Origin of the sequence: Arthrobacter sp. UYCu512, from assembly GCF_040547075.1 — a bacterium.
Classification (GTDB): Bacteria; Actinomycetota; Actinomycetes; order Actinomycetales; family Micrococcaceae; genus Arthrobacter.
Genome location: NZ_JBEPPA010000014.1, coordinates 62,823 through 83,725 on the forward strand (window position 1 = coordinate 62,823; position 20,903 = coordinate 83,725).

General features: G+C 65.3%; 15 protein-coding genes, 1 pseudogene and 1 riboswitch. Of the genes and pseudogenes, 8 read left to right on the forward strand and 8 right to left on the reverse strand.

Annotated features, from left to right (window positions below; all coding sequences use genetic code 11):
• Positions 1–53 precede the first annotated feature (53 nt).
• The 4 genes and pseudogenes from ABIB49_RS15125 to ABIB49_RS15140 all read right to left on the reverse strand — a co-directional run bounded on the left by ABIB49_RS15125 (position 54) and on the right by ABIB49_RS15140 (position 2,016).
• Complete coding sequence (locus tag ABIB49_RS15125; protein ID WP_354157264.1) at positions 54–650, reverse strand: DUF305 domain-containing protein; 597 nt, start codon at positions 648–650, stop codon at positions 54–56.
• A 142-nt stretch (positions 651–792) separates the two neighbouring features.
• Positions 793–1,257: a hypothetical protein gene (locus ABIB49_RS15130; RefSeq protein WP_354157265.1), complete on the reverse strand. Its 465-nt coding sequence runs from the start codon at positions 1,255–1,257 to the stop codon at positions 793–795.
• A gap of 74 nt (positions 1,258–1,331) precedes the next feature.
• Positions 1,332–1,560: pseudogene (locus ABIB49_RS15135) on the reverse strand (heavy metal translocating P-type ATPase); the annotation flags it as partial.
• Positions 1,561–1,698: 138 nt separating this feature from the next.
• Positions 1,699–2,016, reverse strand: a complete 318-nt coding sequence (locus ABIB49_RS15140) for a heavy-metal-associated domain-containing protein (protein WP_354157266.1) — start codon at positions 2,014–2,016, stop codon at positions 1,699–1,701.
• Between the two features lie 369 nt (positions 2,017–2,385).
• Positions 2,386–2,548, forward strand: a riboswitch (cyclic di-AMP (ydaO/yuaA leader).
• Positions 2,549–2,554: 6 nt separating this feature from the next.
• On the opposite strand from ABIB49_RS15140, the gene ABIB49_RS15145 reads away from it, so the two are divergent.
• Positions 2,555–3,331 (forward strand): NlpC/P60 family protein, encoded by a 777-nt coding sequence (locus ABIB49_RS15145; protein ID WP_354157267.1) that lies wholly within the window; start codon positions 2,555–2,557, stop codon positions 3,329–3,331.
• A 163-nt stretch (positions 3,332–3,494) separates the two neighbouring features.
• Here the strand turns inward: ABIB49_RS15145 and ABIB49_RS15150 are convergent, their stop codons facing one another.
• The 3 genes from ABIB49_RS15150 to ABIB49_RS15160 are packed head-to-tail and all read right to left on the reverse strand — an operon-like array spanning position 3,495 to position 6,378.
• On the reverse strand, positions 3,495–5,804 hold the full coding sequence (locus ABIB49_RS15150; protein ID WP_354157268.1) for a heavy metal translocating P-type ATPase: 2,310 nt from the start codon (positions 5,802–5,804) through the stop codon (positions 3,495–3,497).
• A 2-nt stretch (positions 5,805–5,806) separates the two neighbouring features.
• On the reverse strand, positions 5,807–6,034 hold the full coding sequence (locus ABIB49_RS15155; RefSeq protein WP_354157269.1) for a heavy-metal-associated domain-containing protein: 228 nt from the start codon (positions 6,032–6,034) through the stop codon (positions 5,807–5,809).
• A 20-nt stretch (positions 6,035–6,054) separates the two neighbouring features.
• Positions 6,055–6,378, reverse strand: coding sequence for a metal-sensitive transcriptional regulator (locus tag ABIB49_RS15160; protein WP_354157270.1), 324 nt, complete (start codon positions 6,376–6,378; stop codon positions 6,055–6,057).
• 346 nt (positions 6,379–6,724) lie between these two features.
• On the opposite strand from ABIB49_RS15160, the gene ABIB49_RS15165 reads away from it, so the two are divergent.
• Positions 6,725–7,177: a hypothetical protein gene (locus ABIB49_RS15165; RefSeq protein ID WP_354157271.1), complete on the forward strand. Its 453-nt coding sequence runs from the start codon at positions 6,725–6,727 to the stop codon at positions 7,175–7,177.
• 401 nt (positions 7,178–7,578) lie between these two features.
• On the opposite strand, the gene ABIB49_RS15170 is transcribed toward ABIB49_RS15165, so the two are convergent.
• Positions 7,579–8,256 carry a class I SAM-dependent methyltransferase gene (locus ABIB49_RS15170; protein WP_354157272.1) on the reverse strand — a complete coding sequence of 226 codons (678 nt, stop codon included), beginning with the start codon at positions 8,254–8,256 and terminating at the stop codon, positions 7,579–7,581.
• Positions 8,257–10,539: 2,283 nt separating this feature from the next.
• Between ABIB49_RS15170 and ABIB49_RS15175 the strand changes: the two genes are divergently transcribed.
• The 6 genes from ABIB49_RS15175 to ABIB49_RS15200 all read left to right on the forward strand — a co-directional run bounded on the left by ABIB49_RS15175 (position 10,540) and on the right by ABIB49_RS15200 (position 20,800).
• On the forward strand, positions 10,540–13,047 hold the full coding sequence (locus tag ABIB49_RS15175) for a heavy metal translocating P-type ATPase (RefSeq protein ID WP_354157273.1): 2,508 nt from the start codon (positions 10,540–10,542) through the stop codon (positions 13,045–13,047).
• Between the two features lie 53 nt (positions 13,048–13,100).
• Positions 13,101–15,530 (forward strand): phosphoketolase family protein, encoded by a 2,430-nt coding sequence (locus tag ABIB49_RS15180; RefSeq protein ID WP_354157274.1) that lies wholly within the window; start codon positions 13,101–13,103, stop codon positions 15,528–15,530.
• Positions 15,531–15,591: 61 nt separating this feature from the next.
• On the forward strand, positions 15,592–18,795 hold the full coding sequence (locus ABIB49_RS15185; RefSeq protein ID WP_354157275.1) for a beta-phosphoglucomutase family hydrolase: 3,204 nt from the start codon (positions 15,592–15,594) through the stop codon (positions 18,793–18,795).
• Positions 18,788–19,852: a type II glyceraldehyde-3-phosphate dehydrogenase gene (locus ABIB49_RS15190; RefSeq protein ID WP_354157276.1), complete on the forward strand. Its 1,065-nt coding sequence runs from the start codon at positions 18,788–18,790 to the stop codon at positions 19,850–19,852. Before ABIB49_RS15185 ends, ABIB49_RS15190 begins: the two co-directional genes overlap by 8 nt.
• On the forward strand, positions 19,849–20,133 hold the full coding sequence (locus ABIB49_RS15195) for a DUF2933 domain-containing protein (RefSeq protein ID WP_354157277.1): 285 nt from the start codon (positions 19,849–19,851) through the stop codon (positions 20,131–20,133). Before ABIB49_RS15190 ends, ABIB49_RS15195 begins: the two co-directional genes overlap by 4 nt.
• Positions 20,123–20,800 carry a methyltransferase family protein gene (locus tag ABIB49_RS15200; protein ID WP_354157278.1) on the forward strand — a complete coding sequence of 226 codons (678 nt, stop codon included), beginning with the start codon at positions 20,123–20,125 and terminating at the stop codon, positions 20,798–20,800. Before ABIB49_RS15195 ends, ABIB49_RS15200 begins: the two co-directional genes overlap by 11 nt.
• The last annotated feature ends 103 nt before the right edge of the window (positions 20,801–20,903 follow it).

A 20,903-nucleotide genomic window follows, 5' to 3' on the forward strand; every position in this document is an offset into this window, starting at 1 on the left:
CAAGGGAGGAAGATGGGTCCGGGATCACGGCACCGGTGCCGTGGGAGTGCTGGCTAGAGGGTGGCCAGCAGGTTCTTCATTTCCTGGATTTCGGCTTCCTGGGATGTGACGATGTTTTTGCTCAGGGTGACCGCATCCGTGCTCTTACCGGTGGCTTCCTCGGTTTTGGCCATCGCTACTGCCCCCTGATGGTGGGTAGTCATCTGGCTCAGGTACAGCTTGGCCGCTTCGGCGCCCTGCGCGACGTCCAGTTTCGTCATGTCATCGCTGCTCATCGCCCCGGACATGCCGCCGCCGGACATTTGGCTTGGCTCGTTCCAGGTCTTTAGCCAGCCCGTCATGGTGGTGATCTCCGGGGCCTGTTCGGCTTTGATCTTGGTGGCCAGGGCAGTCACTTTCGGGTCGATGCCCTGCTTCTTGAGTATCAGGTCGCTCATTTCCACGGCCTGGGTGTGGTGCGGGATCATCATCTGAGCGAAGGTGGTGTCGGCGCCGTTGTGGTCCCCGACAGCTATCGGGGCGGAATCTGTGGACGTGCCGGAGCCGCCCATGTTCATGCCGGGCATGCTGCCACCAGATCCGGCAGAGCAGCCGGCCAGGGCAATCGCGGCTGCGATGGCTGCGGCGGAGAGGGTCAGAATCTTTTTCATGGAAATCGGGGTCCTTCAAGACATCAACCGGCCCATGGAGCCGGTGGCTGGTGACGCGCACGCCAAGGAGGCCGGAGTTCCCGGCGGCGGCACGTCAGGGAAAGGCTTATGCGCCGGGAAAGTCACGGCGCAGCTCAGCCGTCTACGTCCGGCTGATGCAGAGCTCGCCCGGGGAAGGACTCCCGGGCAGGTACGCGTAGGTGGCGAAACCGGCCGGCAACGTGGCCGGAACGGTAGCCGCAAACGGGGTGAGCCCCGGCGACGGGAGCGCCAGCGGCGGGTTGCCCGGGGAAAGGACACAGACCGCGCCCATGGCCGACATCGTCGCGCACACGCCCGCGCCGGCGCACGAACCCCCTGAGATGGACGCCGGACCCTGTGCGGCCGCGGCGCCCCGTACTGCGGCCCCACCCGGCGCGGGCGTGACCGCCACAGAAATCTGCGCAACCTGGGCTATCTCTGTGCCCGGGCCTGCGGCAAACGCCGGCATGGCGTGGGAACCGGTCATGATGTGCATCCCGAGAATCCCGGCGATGATGGCCAGCATTCCCGCCATTAGGGACGCACGGCGGAGGAACACCCTGGCTCCGCGCAGCACTGCGGTCACGGTGTTCCTCCTTTCCTGCGGATCATGTTTTGTTTAAGGGTACCGGCCCGGGATGCTCCCGGCGTCTGCCGGGTTCAGCGGACCGGCCCCGGGTTCAGTTTCAGCCGGCGGAGCGGCTGTGCGTTCAAGGCAACAACGATCGTGGAGACGGACATCAGCACGAAACCCGCCGCGGGGGACAGCACGACGCCGGCGAAGGCCAGCACACCGGCGGCCAACCGGCACGGAGATGACGTTGTAGCCCGTGGCCCAGATGAGGTTCCGCCACATTTTCCGGTAGCTGGCCCGGGAGAGAACCACCATGCGGCATTGCCTCCGGCCCGGGGCCGCCGGGGCTCTGATCGTGCTTGTGCTGGTCGTCCATTGGTGCGGTCATCAGGGAAGGTCCCTCCGGTGGCAGGCGGACCTCGGCGGGCCGGCCTGTCAGGGGAGGTCGCTGGATTACTTGCTCGCGGTCAGGCTGTATCCCGCGTCCGTGACTGCCTCTTCCACGGCGGAGCGGCCGGCTGTGCCGGCCACGGTCAGACGGGATGCGCCTCCGGAGACCAGCTCAACGGCTACGGACTCCACCCCGTGCAGCGCGGAAACGGCTTTCTCGACTGTCTGCACACAGTGCCCGCAGGTGAGCCCTTCGAGCAGGTACGCGGCACCTTCAGCTATCGGCGCCTGTGGCGTTGCAGCCGCTGGCGCGCAGCAACTGCAGCCCCCCTGTCCTGTCGCGGCCAAGGGCAATTCGGTCCGGGCTTCTGTTCCACACATGTCAGTTCCAATCCATCAAAAAGGGGTGATAGGCGCTGGGGTTGAACGGCTGTGACGGCGGGATCTTGCCCCCGCCTGGACATACCAGTTCACTGACAACACCCCCAGCATACCCCTCCGGGGTATGCGACTCAAGGCGAGAGGGAATGGGCGGCCAATGTGCGGGGCAATGCACGAAGGCTGCCCGGGGCGCACGAGGTGTCCGTGCGTGAGAGTTGATACGCATCCTCGCGGTTCTCCGAATGTGACTTTCCTCCCATGGCGTTACCAAAATGTGACACTTGGGTCTGAGTTGAAGTACGGTCGATCCCGTGCCGGTTTCTCCGAGAGCGGCACTCCCGAGCCGATTGCCTAACTCTGCCGCTGCCCGGGATCCGTTCGCAGAATTCGTCCGGCAGAGACGGGGAAACCACATGTTGGCCTGTTCCCAGGCCTTGGGGTGAAGCCGCACCACTGCATTTTGCAGGGACTGCGGCCGGGTGTCTCCCATCCGAATCCGACAGCTAACCCCGCAGGCATTGGGAGAGGCTACTTTTTTATGTCCACACGCAGAACTTCCGGCCGCCACCGCGCGGTCACTGTCCAGACGAGCACCCTCGCGACGCTCTCCAAGGCTGTTGCTGACAACGCCGGGGGAGTTGGCCGGCAGGCCGCCGTCATCGCCGCCGCGTCGGGGCTTGTCCTGACCAGCGGGATCGCCGCCCAAGCCGCCGATGCCCCGGCACAGCGGGATTCGGCCCCCGCCTCGAACCTTGAGGTGTCCAACCAGGCGCCGGCGCCGCTGAGTGCTGACTCCAGCGTCCGGATTTCCTTCGAGCGCCCCGCCGTCGAAACGACCCCGGCACCGGTGATCGAAGCGCCCAAACCTGCAGTCACAGCGCCGGTTCCTGCCGCCGTGGCGGCCGGGCCCGCCGCGGCCGTCAAGGCCCAGCCCCGCATCACCGTCCAGCCGCAGGCCGCCACGGCACCTGCTGCAGCTCCCCAGACGGCAGGCGGGGTCAACGCCACTATGGTGTCAGCCGCCTACGCGCAGCTGGGCCTCATCCAGGACTGCACGCGCCTGGTGGAAAAGGCTCTGGGAGCAGCCGGCATTCCTGTCGGCGACCCTGCCCCGATGCAGTTCATGAATTACGGGAAGGTCGTCGGTGCCCCCACGCCCGGGGACATGGTGGTCCAGTCCGGCCACGTAGGAATCTATGTCGGCAACGGCCAGGTCCTCAGCTCGGGCATGAACGGCAAAAACCAGACCGTGGTTCATCCTCTGTCGTGGTTGACCGCGACCGGCCCCGTCACGTTTGTGCGCGCCGGAGCCTAAGAGTCTGCCGAAGGGCCGGTGGTCCGCTGCCTTGGGGGCTGCGGACCGCCGGCCGTTGGCGTGTCTGCTCCTGGCTGGTCTGCTGAACGGAATCAGCCGTCCGTGCCGGGCTGCGGAGCCCCCGCGCCGCCTGCCACGGTGGGCGCCCGCGGGTGGTCCTGCATCACAGGCGTGCAGGCACGGGCAGCCGTGGAATGGAAGCCTCGTCCGTGGCGGGTCTGCCGAAGCCGCGCAGGCGGAGCGAGTTGCTCACCACAAGGACTGAGCTTGCGGCCATCGCAGCCCCGGCGATCATAGGGTTCAGCAGCCCCAAAGCGGCGACCGGGATGCCGATGGCGTTGTAGAAAAAGGCCCAGAACAGGTTGGTCTTGATCGTGGCCAGGGTTTTACGGGAGAGCTCGATGGCCTGGGCTACCTGGCCCAGGTCGTTGCCCATGACCGTCAGGTCGGCGGCGGCGATGGCCACGTCCGTGCCACTGCCCATCGCGATGCCCAGGTCTGCCTGTGCCAGGGCCGCGGCATCGTTGACGCCGTCCCCGGCCATCGCCACGGTGGCTCCGGAGGCCTGAAGCTTTCGTACCGCCTCGACTTTGCCTTCCGGCAGGACCCCCGCCATGACATCGTCGGCAGGGATACCCACCTCGGCGGCCACGGCGGCCGCGACCGCGGCGTTGTCTCCGGTCAGCAGGACCGGCCGCAGCCCGAGTTCCCTGAGCCTGGTGATGGCGGCCGCGGAACCGGCTTTGACCGTGTCGGTGAGGCTGATCGTACCGGCGGCCGCGCCGTCGATGCCCACCCAGATAACCGTGGAACCGGTATCCTCCTGCGCCTGCAGTGCGGTGTAGTGGACGGCCTCCGGTTCGATCCCGTTGGCCTGCAGCCAGCCGGCGCGTCCGGCGACAATCTGCCTGCCGTTGACGGTTCCGCGGACGCCCCCGCCGGGTGCGCTCTCAAAGCCGGAAACCTGCAGCAACGGGCCCATTCCCTTGGCTGCACGGGCAATGGCATGGGCGATGGGGTGTTCGCTGGCAGCTTCAACCGCGCCGGCGTAGGCCAGGATTTCATCCTGGCCGGCCGTCGTGAAGGTGTGGATGCCCGCTACGGAGAGTCGTCCAGTGGTCACCGTGCCGGTCTTGTCCAGCACGATCGTGTCGACGGTCCGGGTGTCTTCGAGAATCTGGGGGCCCTTGATCAGGATGCCCATCTGGGCACCGCGGCCGGTTCCGGTCAGCAGCGCTGTCGGTGTCGCCAGGCCAAGAGCACAAGGGCAGGCGATGACGAGGACCGCGACGGCGGCGGTAAAGGCGGCCTGCGGATCCCCGGTGGTGAGCATCCACACGGCGAACGTGGCCGCGGCGATGGCCAGGACGACCGGGACGAAGACGGCGCTGATCCGGTCCGCCAGCCGGGCGATCGGCGCCTTGCCGCTTTGGGCCTGGCTGACCAGCCGGCCCATCTGGGCCAGCGTTGTTTCGCTGCCGACACGGGTGGCCTTGACCAGCAGCCGGCCGTTGGTGTTGATCGTCGCACCGACCACGGTGTCATCGACGCCGACGTCCACCGGCAGCGACTCGCCCGTGACAAGGGAGGTGTCGACCGCGCTGGTCCCGTCCACGACGAACCCGTCGGTGGCAATTTTTTCGCCCGGGCGGACCACGAAGACGTCGCCAGGCTGGAGCCGGTCGGCCGGGATCAGGGACTCGACGCCGTCGCGGAGCACGGTGGCTTCCTTGGCCCCGAGATTCAACAGTGCTTTCAGCGCATTGCCCGCGCGTTGTTTAGCGTTGGCTTCCAGGTACCGGCCCAGCAGCAGGAAGGTCGTGACGACGGCGGCGACTTCGAAGTACAGGGTGTGGGCGCTCATCTTCATGCCGGGGTGTTCCGTCAGCGACGGGTCGGCAAACAGCTGCCAGCTGGAGTACAGAAAGGCCGCGCCCACGCCGATGGAGACCAGGGTGTCCATCGTGGAGGCCAGGTGCCGGGCGTTGATGGCCGCAGCGCGGTGGAAGGGCCACGCCGCCCAAGTGACCACGGGCAGGCTCAGGGCAAAGGTCCACCATCCCCAGTGCGGGAACTGGGCGGCCGGGATCATGGAAATGATGACCACCGGCACGGTGAGGGCACCAGCCAGGACAAGTCGAGGACGCAGCGACGCTGAGGCGGCCGGTACACCTGACTCGTCATCGGACAGGTCAGGAACAGCCTCATCATCGCCCCCCGCCGCACGGACTGCGTCGGGCACGGCCTTGAGCCGGGCCGTATATCCGGTCGCCGCAACGGTATCGAGGATCTGCTGGTCGGTAATGGCGTCCGGCACCGAGACCTGGGCGGATTCAAGGGGCAGGTTCACGCTCGCCTGGACTCCGTCGAGTTTTCCGAGTTTCCGTTCCACCCGGGCAACACACGAAGCGCAGGTCATCCCCTGGATGTCCAGTTCAATGATGCGCGTATTGGTCAGGGTGCCGGAGTCCATCCTCAGGCCTCGCTGGCCACGACAAGGTAGCCGGCTTCTGCGACGGCTTCGCCGATTTCCGCCGGGTCGAGCTCGCCCGCCGAGGTGATGGTGGCAATCGAGATGCCGTCCTTGTTCAGTTCCACGGCGACCTCCTGGACGCCCTCCAGTCCCTGCAGTTCCTCAGTGACAGAGGCGACGCAGTGGCTGCAGTCCATGCCGGAAATGTTGACGGTGGTGTTGACGCTCATGATGATTTTCTCCTTCGTTCCTAGCGCAACAGGCGCGCGATGGCGTCTGACGCTTCCCTGACTTTGGCGTCCCCGGCTTCGGGGGACTCGGCTGCGGCGCTGACGACGCAATGGCCGATGTGTTCTTCGAGCAGTCCGATGCTGACCGCGTGCAGGGCCTTATTGACGGCCGCGACCTGGGTCAGGATGTCGATGCAGTACGAGTCCTCGCTGACCATCCGGGCTATCCCGCGCACCTGACCCTCAATGCGTTTGAGCCTTCGCAGGTACGCGTCCTTGTCCGCGGTGTATCCGTGAGGCGGCGCAACGGGCGCACCGCCGGCATCATCGACAGTGTCGTTCATGACAGCTCCTTTGCAACGCTCATGAAACTAGTATACCCCCATGGGGTATACTACCAAGGGTCCAGGGGCGTCCTTTGCTGTACTTCTTCGGGCCAGCGGCGATGAGGGTCCTTCCATCCAAATGACCCACCTTCCACGCGCAGGGGCAGAGTCATGGGCCTTCCACCCGGTGCAGGCAGCACCGGCCGGGACGCGCTCATTGCCGTGGCCTCGATGCACGAGGGATGCTGCCACGTCTGTACTGTTTGAATGCCGGAACACCCCGTCCTGCCGGTCACGGCCCAGACCCTGGCCGCTGCATCCGCCCGGGGCCAGGAACCACCATTTCAGAGGATCACGGAACACAATGACAGACGACGACTCCACAACCGGCGGCCCCCAGTCCGCGGCAGCCATCGCTGTCGACCGCGCACGGATGCCGCTCGGCCCCCGGCGCCTTATCCTCATCGGAAGCCTCAGCGTCCTCGCAGGTGTTCTGGCAGGGCGCTATTACTTCGGCGGCCTTGTTCTCGCGTCCGCCGGAATCACCCTGCTGGCCCTGGCACTCTCGTATCAGGCAGGTACATCCTGGTTCTCCCGCTTGTCTTGGCTTGTCGTGGCCGCCGGCGCCCTATGGACGACGGCAACTGCAGGGTATTGGTGGTTGATCGACGCGGCTTCAAAGGCCTCGTCGGGGCCTTCCGAAAACGCGTCCCTAGTCTTCTATCTGGGGATCGGGGCACTCGTCGTCATGCTCGCCGCAGTGCTCACGGCCGTGATACTTAGGGTGACCCGGGGCCGTCAAACCACCCATCCATGATGTGACGCGGCCCCCGCATCGGGCCGATCATCCCTTGCCGGCTACGCTCCCCCGACGCCAGCGTCTGCGCCGCCGTGCGAATCAAAGGTGTGATGGATGGCACCGCTATTGCTGTGCGTGGCCCGCCTCTGGATGAAGAGGGCACGTCAGCGGCGGAGACTCCCGGGGCCTGGCCCTGGTTAGCCACGGTCGGCAGCTCTGTGCCCGGGTCCGGGCCGACACCGCCGAGCGCCCAGGAGGAACCCGCTGCACCGTGGACGAGTGCCGCCACGTCGTCTTCGAGGCCCAGCTTCCGGCTCCTGCCAAGGGATTTTCCTCCAGCATCCTTTCGGGGCCCGGGCGGCGGCCTGACACTCATCCGGGAATCCACTTCCCTACGAACCCTGAAGAGTCACTCAACTTCAACTCTTCGCTTGGCCAGATTGTCTCCCAGAAAGGATATAAGTAAATCCGAAGTATTGATTAGTCACTTCAACATTGGTCAATACTTCTTCTGCTGTTTTGCGGATCAGTTCCCAGGGGCGGCCCAAAGCCCATTCATCAGTCACGGCATAGGGCTTCATTAGAGCAACTGCAGCAGATGCCACCAGGGAAGGCCACGACGTGGGGATCTGGAGTTCCAAGAGCACCAGACGTCCGCCCGGGGCCAATGAATTGACAATATTCCTTAATGCTTGTTCGGTTTCAGGGAAAATTGAAAGTGCATAGCTGGAGAACCCTGCATTCGCCTCCGTTGGACTTTGAAAAGTTGCGGCGTCATGTTGTATTAAAGTGACGTTAGTCCATTTGTGATCGGTGACGCGCTTTTGAGCTTGTTGCAGCATGGCATCCGTAATATCCACGCCTATGATCTGGCCGGCGGCACCGATGTATTGCTGAAAGAACGAAAAGTTCAACCCCGTGCCGCAACCCAATTCCAAAACCTTGTCGCCCGGCTGGAGGTCCAACGGTTCCACGGCCAGCCGCCTGTATTTCCATTCACGATAGCCGAATAGATAATATAGGTTTGCTGTAAAATCGTATCTTGCAGCGCGCTTGCGATAGGTCCGGATAATGGACGTTATCCGCGAGTTTTCCATTTTTTTGCGCTCCTCTGATCAAGCCACGGTGACCCCGGGCATGGGTCCCCGACGATCATTCCGGTGCCGCTCCCCTGGGACAAAGCCGGCCCAGGCCTTCCCGGATCTTCCCTCTGCCGGATCCAGCAGGCGGGAATGGTGGATGCCGTTCACATCGCATGACTCCGATGCCGGTAACCAAGCCGGATCGGGTCCAGCCGGTTCACGTGACGGTGAGCCGCGTGTACATCCTGGCCTAGTAGTGGCCTGGCAGATTGCAGAACAGTTCACATCGTCCGGGCGCAAGGTCAGAGTGATCCATCCGGCCGCCGACGGGAGGACTCCGTTGCCTTCGCCTTCGGCGCAGGTGGCGGCGGCCTCCGCCAAACTGCCGCTCACATCGATTTTGCCGTCCCGGCCGACCGGGTGAGTTCCTGCGATCTGTGTACCTGCCAGCAGGACGATCATCATTTCGTCAGGGATGGTACCGACGTTGGTGACGAGAAAGGAACCCTCGCCGCTAGCCACGGCGGCCCTCTCCGCGGTCAAAAGCATGCTGCCGCGCATCATTCCGGAACCGCCCATCATGGTACATCCCATGTCGGAGGCCGTGACGTTGATGCCCGTGCCGGTGAGGCCGGGCGTCGTGCATCGGAAGGCTCCCGGAAACGCGTAGCCGCCTGGTTCGTCCCGCCGCTCATGAAGACCACAGCCAGCATGGACAGGGCAGTCAGGACAAGCGCTGCGATGGCACCGAACATGATCTGCGTTTTGCGGGTCAGGGTCTTCCCGGCTTGTTTCGAAGAACGGCGCGGCGTTCATTGAGCCCGTTCGCAGCGATCTCCCCGCGGGCGAAGGGTTCGTTGAGGATCCACTCCGTGTCATCGTGCGGGGACCCCTGGGGACCCCGCACGCCGGGCCGTCCGACGCGGATCAGGAAGAACCACGGCCGCCACCCCACCCCAGAACAGCAGCATCATCAGTGCCATGACCACCCACCCTACGATGCCCCCATCGCCATACCATCCGTACATCATGTCCGGATTTCCTTCTCCTCGTTGGTGACTGCTGCCCCGCATACACTATTGTCTGTTCCGGATCGGGAAAACAGGGTCCTTGGTCTAGGAGGCCAAGTGCCCGACGTTGTCCGGTTGAAGCCGGATGGCACGCCGATGGAACCTTCGGACTGGAACCAAGGGACGGACCCGGCGCGGGGGATGTACCTGAACGGCAGCGGCATCCGCTGCTTCGATCTCACCGGCAGCCCGATGACCGACTCAGATTCGTCCTCTGTTTCAATGCCAGTGCCGAGTCCCGGAAGTTCACCGTGCCGCCGGCCGTTTACGCAATCCACTGGGAGCTGGTTCTCGACACCTCCCTGGAGGTGGCAGGAACGGGCCTGATCCCCGGCCGGCCCTCGAGTTTCCTTCACACACTCTCCTTGTCCTCCGGGAACCGGGCACGGTGGTGCATGCAGCAGATCACAACGATCACCCGGCTTCGTTTGAACAAGGATTTTAAGTTCCCCCCCGCAACCGGCCCGGTATGATCGCTGCAGAGGGTGAAACCTACGAGCGCTATTCGCGATGAACACGGGGGTGGGGAAAGGTGCGTCATTCCATGCGATGGCACCATGATTTTTCCTACCTGGCCATAATCACCGCGGTCCTGTCGTTTCTCGTCGCCATAACGGGAATTCTTGACCTGCCTTTGACGTCTCCTCAAGAAACCGGACCGGGCGCTACATCGCACACCATCACGGCGTCCTACACGGAAGACTCGGAATCCGTGGGCATCCGGCTTGTCTTTTCAGGTAACACCGTTGTGGCTGCGGATCAGGACCCTGGGGAACAACCCGTCCCGTCCCGTCCCGAGGATTGCCCTATGAACCTGGGCTTGTCTGTAGCGTGCCCTGATGTGCTGTCGCCGGCCGTCCTTGCCTCATCACTCCCAGAACACCCCGGCAGCACCCCCGCCGCCGATGCAGCTGCACAGCCGGCCGGGGCGCTGCCCGAGGCCCCGGGAGCACCCCTCCACCCTGTGTCTCTCATCCGGCTTTCCATCAGCCGCGTATAGGAGAGCTCTGCCCTCCGGACCCTGATCCGGCGGGGCATCGACGTCCCTTCCCTGCATCCAGGCGCCTGAAGAGTACGTACCCCGGCAACAACCAGGCCGTCGGGCTCGGCAATCTCATTTCCAGGCTCCCAACCGCTGTACTGCCCAGGCTTCGCGCCAGGAGCGACCGCTGACACTTCTTGAGCAACTAGCTTCAACTTCTAACGAGTCCTGAGAGGAATTTTCGGCATGAGTAATAGGACACAAACCGCGGTCATGGAGGTGTCGGGTGTCCACTGGGCCTCGTCCAAAAGCGTCGCCGAAGCCACGCTCTCCCGTCGGCCCGGCGTGCTCAGCGTGGAAGCGAATCCGGTCTCGCAGACCGCGAACGTCACTTTCGACCCGGAGAAGACCTCCATCGCCGATCTCGCGAGCTGGGTGCGAGACTGCGGCTACCACTGTTCCGGCCAGTCCGTGCCTGACCATATCTGTGATCCGATGCACGAAAGCGGTTCAGCGCCGTCGGCACGTGCTGGCCACGGTACCGCCGGGCACCATCCGTCTGCCCATGAAGGCCACACCGCCCCCGCCCCCGAAAGCCACGAAGGCCACGAAGGCCACGCAGGTCATGAGGGTCATGAGGGCGGGGTTGACGCCCATACCGGTCACCCTCAGCGCGTCCCCCGGGATGCCCAGGAGGTCATGGGGCACGGGGGCCACGGCATGTCGATGGAATCAATGGTCCGTGACATGCGGAACCGGTTCGTTGTGGCAGCCACCCTGTCGGTGCCGATCACCCTTTGGTCCCCGATCGGCAGGGATGTCTTCGGGTTCACGGTCCCGGCGCCCTTCGGGCTGCGGGACGACGTCTTTGCACTGGTTCTGTCCCTGCCTGTCATTTTCTATGCGGGCTGGATCTTCTTCGACGGCGCCTACCGGGCGCTGCGTGCCCGGACACTGGACATGATGGTGCTCGTCGCCGTGGGTGTCGGGGCCGGCTGGGTCTACAGCCTGGTCGTAACCCTTACCGGGGGCGGCGACGTCTTCTACGAGGCGGCCACCGTTCTGGCCAGCTTCGTCCTGCTGGGGCACTGGTTTGAAATGCGCGCACGGGGCGGGGCGAACGACGCCATACGGACGCTGCTGGAACTGGCCCCGGCCAAGGCGCTGGTGGTCCGTGACGGTGAACCGGTGGAAGTCCCCACCTCCGATGTCCTGCCCGGGGACCTGATGCTAATTCGGCCGGGGTCCAAAATTCCCACGGACGGAACCGTCGAAGACGGAGAATCCGACATCGATGAATCCATGGTCACCGGAGAAAGCCTGCCGGTGGCCAAGACCGTTGGCTCCAAAGTCATCGGTGCCACCGTCAACACCACCGGAACACTGAGGGTCCGCGCCACCAAGGTCGGCGCGGACACAGCCTTGGCCCAGATCGTCGCGCTGGTCCAGGAGGCCCAGAACTCCAAAGCCCCCGGCCAGCGCCTCGCTGACCGGGCAGCGTTCTGGCTGGTCCTTGTCGCACTCATCGGCGGCAGTGCCACCTTCGCCGTGTGGTTGCTGACCGGGGCAAGCCTCCAGACGGCCCTGCTCTTTGGCATCACGGTTGTCGTCATCACCTGCCCCGACGCACTGGGCCTGGCCACTCCCACCGCGATCATGGTCGGCACCGGCCTGGGCGCCAAGCGGGGCGTTTTGTTCAAGAACGCCACCGCCCTGGAAACAGCTGCCCGTATCGAGGCCGTTGTTATGGACAAGACCGGCACCCTGACCCAGGGCAAGCCGGAAGTCACCGACTTCATCGCCGTCGGCATCGACGATGACGAACTGCTTGCCCTTGTGGCAGCCGTGGAACGGGAATCCGAGCACCCCCTCGCCGCCGCCGTCGTCAACTATGCCGCGGGCAGGGGTGTGCCCTCCCTGGATGCGACGGAGTTCCGGAATGTTCCCGGACACGGTGCGGGCGCGATGGTCCGGGGACGCCAGGTGTTTGTGGGAAATCGCAAGCTCATGGCGGCCCAGGGCATTGACATCGGCCCGGTGGCCGACCAGCGGCAGGAACTGGCATCGACGGGGCGTACGGCGGTCCTGGTTGCCGTGGACGGCCGGGCGGCAGGGGTCATCGCCCTTGCCGACGCCGTCCGCCCGACTGCAGCTGCGGCTGTCGCGGCGATGCACGAAGCCGGTATCGAAGTCATCATGCTCACCGGGGACAATGAGGCAACCGCCAAGCGCATCGCCTCGCAACTGAACATCGACACCGTTATCGCCGAAGTGCTGCCCGGGGATAAGACAGCAAAGATCGCAGAACTGCAGAAAGCCGGCAAGCGGGTCGCCATGGTCGGGGACGGCGTCAACGACGCCCCTGCCCTGGCACAGGCTGACCTGGGCATCGCGATCGGTGCGGGGACGGATGTGGCCATCGAAACCGCCGACGTTGTCCTGATGCGTTCGGACCCCCTGGACGTCCCCGTGGCCCTGCGCATCGGCAAGGGAACCCTGCGCAAAATGCGCCAGAACCTGGGCTGGGCCATCGGCTACAACGTCATCGCCCTGCCCATCGCCGCCGGCGTCTTCTTCACCTCCCTGGGCATCAGGCTCAGCCCGGAGATCGCTGCGATCTCGATGTCCGGTTCCAGCGTCATTGTCGCCGTGAACGCCTTGCTGCTCAAGCGCCTGCGCCTGCCGGAGCCGGGAGAGGCCACCGGCCGCACGATAAAGACCGAACCTGCCCCGGAGCCAAGCGGCGTCCGCTAAACGCCGCCCCCGCGGCCCGTCCCCGTTACTTTCACCGAGAGGCAGGACTTCCCATGAATGACCATCAACTTCCGCGGACCGGGGAACCTATCCTCAGCCCAGACCAGCTGGACCGCATTCATGCCTGGTGGCGGGCGGCGAATTATCTGTCCGTCGGCCAGATCTACCTCATGGACAACCCGCTACTGCGCGAGCCGCTCCTGCCCGAGCACATCAAGCCGCGGCTGCTGGGGCACTGGGGGACCACTCCGGGTCTGAATTTTATTTACGCCCATCTGAACCGGGCCATCATGCACCGGGACCTGGACCTGATCTACATCATGGGCCCCGGGCACGGCGGGCCGGGGCCGGTGGCGTCGGCCTGGCTGGAAGGTACCTACAGCGAGACGTACCCGGATATTTCCCTGGACCTCGCCGGGATGAAGCGGCTGTTCCGCCAGTTCTCTTTTCCCGGCGGCATCCCCAGCCATGTGGCCCCGGAGACACCGGGATCCATCCATGAGGGCGGGGAGCTCGGATACGCGCTCTCGCACGCCTACGGCGCAGCGTTCGATAACCCGGACCTCATCGTGGCGGCTGTCATCGGTGACGGGGAAGCAGAGACCGGCCCGCTGGCCGCGAGCTGGCACTCCAACAAGTTCGTGAACCCAGGCCGGGACGGCACCGTCCTGCCGATCCTGCACCTGAACGGCTACAAAATCGCCAACCCCACGGTCCTGGACCGGATCAGCCATGAGGAACTGGACTCGCTGTTGCGCGGGTACGGCCACACCCCGTATTACGTGGAAGGTTCCGACCCTGAACAGATGCATCAGGACTTCGCCCGGACCCTGGATGCCTGCCTGGACGAGATCCGTGAGATTAAGCGCGGCGCGCGTGAGGACGGCCGGACGGAACGGCCCCGCTGGCCCATGATCGTCCTGCGCTCTCCCAAGGGCTGGACGGGACCGGCTGAAGTGGACGGGCTGAAGGTGGAGGGAAGCTGGCGTTCGCACCAGGTGCCCTTCACCCAGGCCCGCGAAAACGACAGCCACCGTGCCGTCCTGGAACGGTGGCTGCGCAGCTACCGCCCCGAGGAACTCTTCGACGATACCGGGGCTCCGGTGGCGGCGGTCGGCGGGTTGCATCCGGTGGGGGAGCGGCGCATGAGCGCGAACCCGCACGCGAACGGAGGGCTGTTGCTGCGCGACCTGCGCATGCCCGACTTCGCCGACTATGCCGTGCCAGTGGCGGATCCCGGCACCGGGGCCGTGGAATCCACCCGGGTCCTGGGCACGTTCCTCCGGGACATCATGGCTGCGAACATGGACAATTTCCGGGTCTTCGCCCCGGACGAAAACAACTCCAACCGGCTGGGGGCCGTTCTCGACGCGACCGACCGGGCCTGGAATGCCCGGACCGTTCCAGAGGATGACCATCTCGCCCGCGACGGCCGGGTCATGGAAATCCTCTCCGAACACACCTGCCAGGGCTGGCTGGAAGGCTACCTGCTCTCCGGCCGGCATGGATTCTTTTCCTGCTACGAGGCGTTCATCCACATCGTCGACTCGATGTTCAACCAGCACGCCAAGTGGCTGACCACGACCAACGACATCCCGTGGCGCCGGCCGGTCGCTTCCCTGAACTACCTGCTGACCTCCCATGTGTGGCGGCAGGACAACAACGGGTTCTCGCACCAGGACCCCGGATTCATCGACCATGTGATCAACAAGAAGACCGACGTCATCCGCGTCTACCTGCCACCGGACGCCAACACCCTCCTGTCCGTGGCCGACCACTGCCTGCGCAGCCGCCAGTACGTCAACGTCATTGTCGCCGGCAAGCAGCCGCAACTGCAGTACCTGGACATGCAGCAGGCGATCGTGCACTGCACCAAAGGCATCGGCATCTGGGACTGGGCCAGTTCGGATGCGGACGGGGAACCCGACGTGGTCATGGGCTGCGCCGGAGATGTGCCCACAATGGAGACCCTGGCCGCCGTCGACATCCTCCGCGGGCGGTTCCCGGATCTGAAGATCCGGGTGGTCAACATTGTTGACCTCATGCGCCTGCAGGATGACACGGAACACCCCCATGGCCTCTCCGGGCGGGACTTCGATGCCCTGTTCACCACGGACAAACCGGTGATCTTCGCGTACCACGGCTACCCGTGGCTGATCCACCGGCTCACGTACCGCCGGACGAACCACGGCAACATCCATGTCCGCGGCTACAAGGAAGAAGGCACCACCACGACCCCGTTCGATATGTGCGTGCTCAACCAGCTCGACCGGTTCAACCTGGCCATCGACGTCATCGACCGGGTGCCCAGGCTGAAGGACGTTTCGGCGCATGTGCGCGAGGAGCTCAAGAACAAGCTCATCGAGCACCGGCAGTACATCCGCGCCTATGGCGAAGACATGCCGGAAATCCGGAACTGGGAGTGGACGTCCGCACCGGGTCCCGCCAACAAACCGGCTGATGAAGTAGCGGAACCGGCGTAGCATGGCGCAGGTCCATGCGGGCGGCAGCCGCCCATCCAGTGATTCCCGGCATGGCGCAGCATTGCCTTATCAGGCGGTGCTGTTCGATATGGACGGAGTTGTCACACAGACCGCCGCCGTGCACGCGGCAGCCTGGAAGCAACTCTTCGACTCCGTCCTTCAGGACCCCCGGCTCGCCGGGCGCCCAAGGCGGGATCCGTTCGACGAGGACGCGGACTACCGGCGGTACGTCGACGGCCGGCAGCGCGAGGACGGCGTCACCGCCTTCCTGGCCTCCCGCGGCGCCCAGCTTCCCGCCGGCAGCCCGGAAGACGGGCCGGACATCTGGTCCGTCCACGGACTCGGCGCCCGCAAGAACGCCCTGTTCCTGCAAGCCGTGACCCGCAATGGCATCCAGGCCTACCCCGGGACCACCGCCCTGCTGGCCCGCCTGCGTGCCGCAGGAATCCCCGTGGGCCTGGTCACCGCGAGCCGCAACGCCCGAGCCCTGCTGACGGCTGCCGGCCTTGACCCCGGATTCGACGTCATCATTGACGGGCAGACCGTCGCCGAACAGAGCCTGCCAGGCAAGCCCGACCCGGCCATGTTCCTCGAGGCAGCGCGCCGGCTCGGCGTGGCACCCCGGCATGCCGCGGTTGTCGAGGACGCCGCCGCCGGTGTCCAGGCAGGACGCCGCGGCGGATTCGGTCTGGTCGTCGGCATCGACCGTGCCGGGCACCGGGAACAGCTGGAGGAGGCCGGCGCCGACATTGTCCTCGGCGACGTCGCGGAGCTGGACCTGGGGGTTTCACGCACCGATCCGTGGACGCTGGCCTACGAAGGGTTCGATCCTGCTCACGAAGGCCACCGGGAGGTGCTGACCGCCCTGGGCAACGGGTACATGGCAACACGCGGCACCCGGCCCGAGCACAGTGACGACGGCGTCCATTATCCCGGCACCTATCTGGCCGGTGTCTACAACCGGACAACGAGCACCATTCACGGCCGCGACCTGGAAGAAGAGCATCTGGTCAACGTCCCCAACTGGCTGCCGGTGGATGTGCGCATCGGCGCCGGGCCGTGGTGGTCAACGGCGGACATCCCTGTCGCCGAAGAGCGAAGCGAGCTCGATCTGCGCCGGGGCCTGTTGACTCGCCGCGCAACCCTGACCGGACCGGACGGGGAACAGCTCACCGTCGTGCAGCGGCGGCTGGTCTCCATGCACAATCCCCACCTGGCCGCGCTGGAGACGACCCTGACGGCCCGCGGCTTCAGCGGGACCGTGGGTATCCGGGAGGGCATCGATGCCCGGGTGGCCAACACCAACGTCCGCGACTATGCCGGCACCGGGCAGCGGCACCTGACCGATCCTGAATTCACGGAAGTGGACAGCGGCACCGTCCTGTGCGCCGTCCAGACCAGCCAGAGCAGGATACGCATCGCCCTGGCCGTCCGGACGGTGTTCGACGGCGCCCCGGCGGCAACGACCCGGGACGCCGGGAGCGACGGCGGACGGTACCAGCGGCAGTTCGACCTCCGGCTGACCGACGGACAGCCGGCCACCATCACCAGGACCGCGTCGCTGGCAACCTCCCGCGACGGCGCCATCTCCTCGCCTGAGGCCGCAGCCCTGGCCGGGCTTTCCCGCGTTGACACGGGCTTCACCGCACTGCTCAAGGAGCACGAGGCGGTCTGGCGGCGCCTGTGGGAGCGGTTCGGGATCAGCCTCGACGGCGACCGGCAGTCCCGGCTGGTACTCAACCTGCATGTGTTCCACCTGCTGCAGACAATCTCCGTGCATACCGCCGCCCTGGATGCCGGCGTACCGGCCCGGGGCCTGCACGGGGAAGGCTACCGCGGTCACGTCTTCTGGGACGAACTGTTCGTCTTCCCCGTGATCGGGCTCCGCCTCCCTGATGTCAGCCGGGCCCTCCTGGAGTACCGCTGGCGCAGGCTGGATGCTGCGCGGGGCGCCGCACGCGTGCAGGGACTCCAGGGGGCGCTCTTCCCCTGGCAGAGTGGCAGCGACGGACGGGAGGAGACGCCCCGCCAGCTCTACAACGCCCGGTCCGCCCGCTGGATGCCGGACAACTCCAGCCGCCAGCGGCACGTCGGACTCGCCGTCGCCTACAACGCCTGGCAGCACTTCCAGGCCACGGGGGACCGGGACTGGCTGACGGCCCGCGGCGGGGAAATGATCATCGAAGTGACCCGGATGTTCGCCTCGATGGCCACCTATGATCCGGTAAAGGACAGGTTCCACATGTCAGGGGTGATGGGGCCCGACGAATACCACGACGGGTACCCGGACACTCCCGGGACCGGACTGCGCGATAACGCCTACACCAACGTGCTTGTCTCCTGGCTGTGCGAACGCGCCGCCGATGTGCTGGACGAACTCGCGGGCCATCCCGGCGATGACCTCACCGACCGGCTGCAGGTCACCGAGGATGAAATCAGCCACTGGGCCAGGATCAGCCGCAGGCTCGCCGTGCCGTTCCATGCCGACGGAGTCCTCAGCCAGTTCGATGGTTACGAAGACCTGGCAGAACTGGACTGGCCGGGCTACCGTGCCACGTACGGCAACATCGGGCGGCTCGATCTGATCCTCGAAGCCGAAAACGACGCCACCAACCGGTACAAACTCGCCAAGCAGGCTGACGTCCTGATGCTGATCTACCTGCTGGGGCCCGCAGGCGTGATCAGGCAGCTGCACCGGCTCGGCTATCCGTTCGCGGAGCCCGACCTGGAGCGCACCGTGGAGTACTACCTGGCCCGGACCGCCAACGGATCGACGCTCAGCCGGGTGGTGCATGCCTCGGTACTCGCCCGGATTGACGAATCCCGGGCCTGGCAGGTCTTCCGTGAGGCCCTGGTCTCCGACCTGGACGACACCCAGGGCGGCACCACCCGGGAAGGTATCCATCTGGGCGCCATGTCCGGGACGGTCGATGTCGTCGTCCGGGCTTTCGCCGGTCTGCAGACAGAGGCCGACGCGCTGACCTTTTCTCCCCGGCTCCCGGACCGGCTGGGCAGTGCCGGGTTTCAGATCCGGTACCGGGGCCACCGCATCGATGTGTCCCTGACGGCGGAAGCCCTCCGGATCCGGCTGCAGCCCTGCAGTGCACCCGCTGTCCGCATCGGTGTCGAGGGAATCTATGCGCAGCTCGCCGGCGGGGCAGACATGGACTTCCCCCTGGTACCGAAGACCGCAAAAACCATCGGGGCTGAGAACCGCCATCGACGAAACAACGCAACCGCAAGCGGGAGGCAAACCAATGAGTAAGACCAGAGTGGCCGTCAACGGATACGGAGTCATCGGCAAGCGGGTAGCCGACGCAGTCCTGTTGCAGCCGGACATGGAACTGATCGGCGTCGCCGATATCATCACCGACTGGCGGATCCGCTCCACGGCGGGACGTTTTCCCCTGTTCGCATCCACCGTCGAAGCGCTGGACGCCATGGGCCAGGCAGGCCTGACCATCTCCGGAGACCTGGATGACCTGCTGGCCCGGACGGACGTCGTCGTGGATGCGACACCCAAACATGTGGCGGCAGGCAATCTGCCCCGCTACCGGGCGGCAGGTGTGAAAGTCGTCCTGCAAGGCGGTGAATCCCATGACACCACCGGGCATTCATTCGTGGCCCAGGCCAACTACGACAGCGCACTGGGCCGGGTCATGACCCGTGTCGTCTCATGCAACACGACCAGCATCGTCAGGGTACTCGGTGCCCTGCAGGACGCGGGCCTGCTGGCCAAGGCCCGCGGAGTCCTCATCCGCCGCGCCACCGACCCCTGGGAATCCCACCTCGGAGGGATCATGAACACGATGGTCCCGGAACCAAAAATACCCTCCCACCAGGGCCCGGACGCCCGGACCGTCCTGCCCGGTCTCGACGTTGTCACCATCGCGGCCAAGGGCGCGCACACCCAGACCCACAACCATTACTGGACGCTCCAGCTCACCCGGGCCGCCAGCCGGGAGGAGGTCCTCGCAGCACTGCGGGCCGCACCGCGGATAGCCTTCATACGGATGGCTGACGGACTCGTCGCGCTGAACTCGACCATTGAACTAATGAAGGATCTCGGCCGGCCCCGCGGGGACATGTGGGAAGTCGCCGTCTGGGAGGAACTGGTCACCGTTGACGGAGACGAGGCCTACCTGACGTACCAGGTCTATAACGAGGCCATCGTCGTGCCCGAAACCATCGACGCCATCCGCGCCCTGACAGGATCCGCCCCGGACGCCGTGACATCGATGACGATGACCGACTCAACGCTCGGTATGAGGCAGGACTTCCTCGCCGGCCATCTGCCCGTCCGTCCGGGAGACCAGCCATGAACCACGACCACGAGCACCCCGACCAGCCGGCCGGCACTCCCGTCCCCGGGGGCCAGCCATTGGACCGGCGATCCCCGCTGAACTTCGGACCCGGCCCGGGGGGCAGCACTCTGACCGTTCTCACCGTGGCCGCGGCCGTCATCTACCTGCTGGCCAACCATTGGGTGCATGTGCTCGATGCGCTGCCCTACATCTTTGTCGTGGGGATGCTGGGAATGCACCTGTTCGGCCACGGCGGCCACGGCGGGCACGGCGGCGGGGGTGGAAATCATGACAAGTGATGATTCCGGGTACAACCTGTGGTTCCTGGTGATCCTGAACTCCGCCATATTCATTGTTTTCGCGTTCAGCTTCGTCAAACCGAAAACGAAACTCGACTGGCGGGCCTTCGGCGCGTTCGCCGCGTTCATCGTCGCGTTGTTCACGGAGATGTACGGTTTTCCGCTGACCATCTACTTCCTCTCCGGCTGGCTGGGCAGCCAGTTCCCGAACCTGAGCCTTCTGACACACAATTCAGGGCACCTGTGGCAGGACCTGATGGGCTGGCAGTGGGACCCCCATCTGAACCCCCTGCACCTGCTGAGCAACGTGCTCATAGCTGCCGGCTTCGTCCTGCTGTATCAGGCATGGCGCGTTTTGTATGCGGCACAGACGGAGCACCGGCTGGCGGTCACCGGTATCTACGCCCGGCTCCGCCACCCGCAGTACCTGGGGTTCCTGACCATCATGGTCGGTTTCCTGCTGCAGTGGCCCACCCTCCTGACCCTGATCATGTTCCCGATCCTGGTCGTGGTTTACCACCGCCTTGCCGGACACGAAGAGAAGAACATGGCGGCCGAATTCGGAGAGGAGTACCTCGCCTATGCCCGCAACGTTCCGGCCTTCATCCCCCGGTTCGGCAAAAACAAAGGTGTACCGCGCGTTCACGGCCCTGACCAGCCCCGGTAGCCATGCTTCGGCCTGCGGAACGCCGCCGGCCAGGCACTCCATGCAGCAGTCATCCATGTTGGGAACCATCCATGTTGGGAACCATCCATGTAAGGAGCCATCC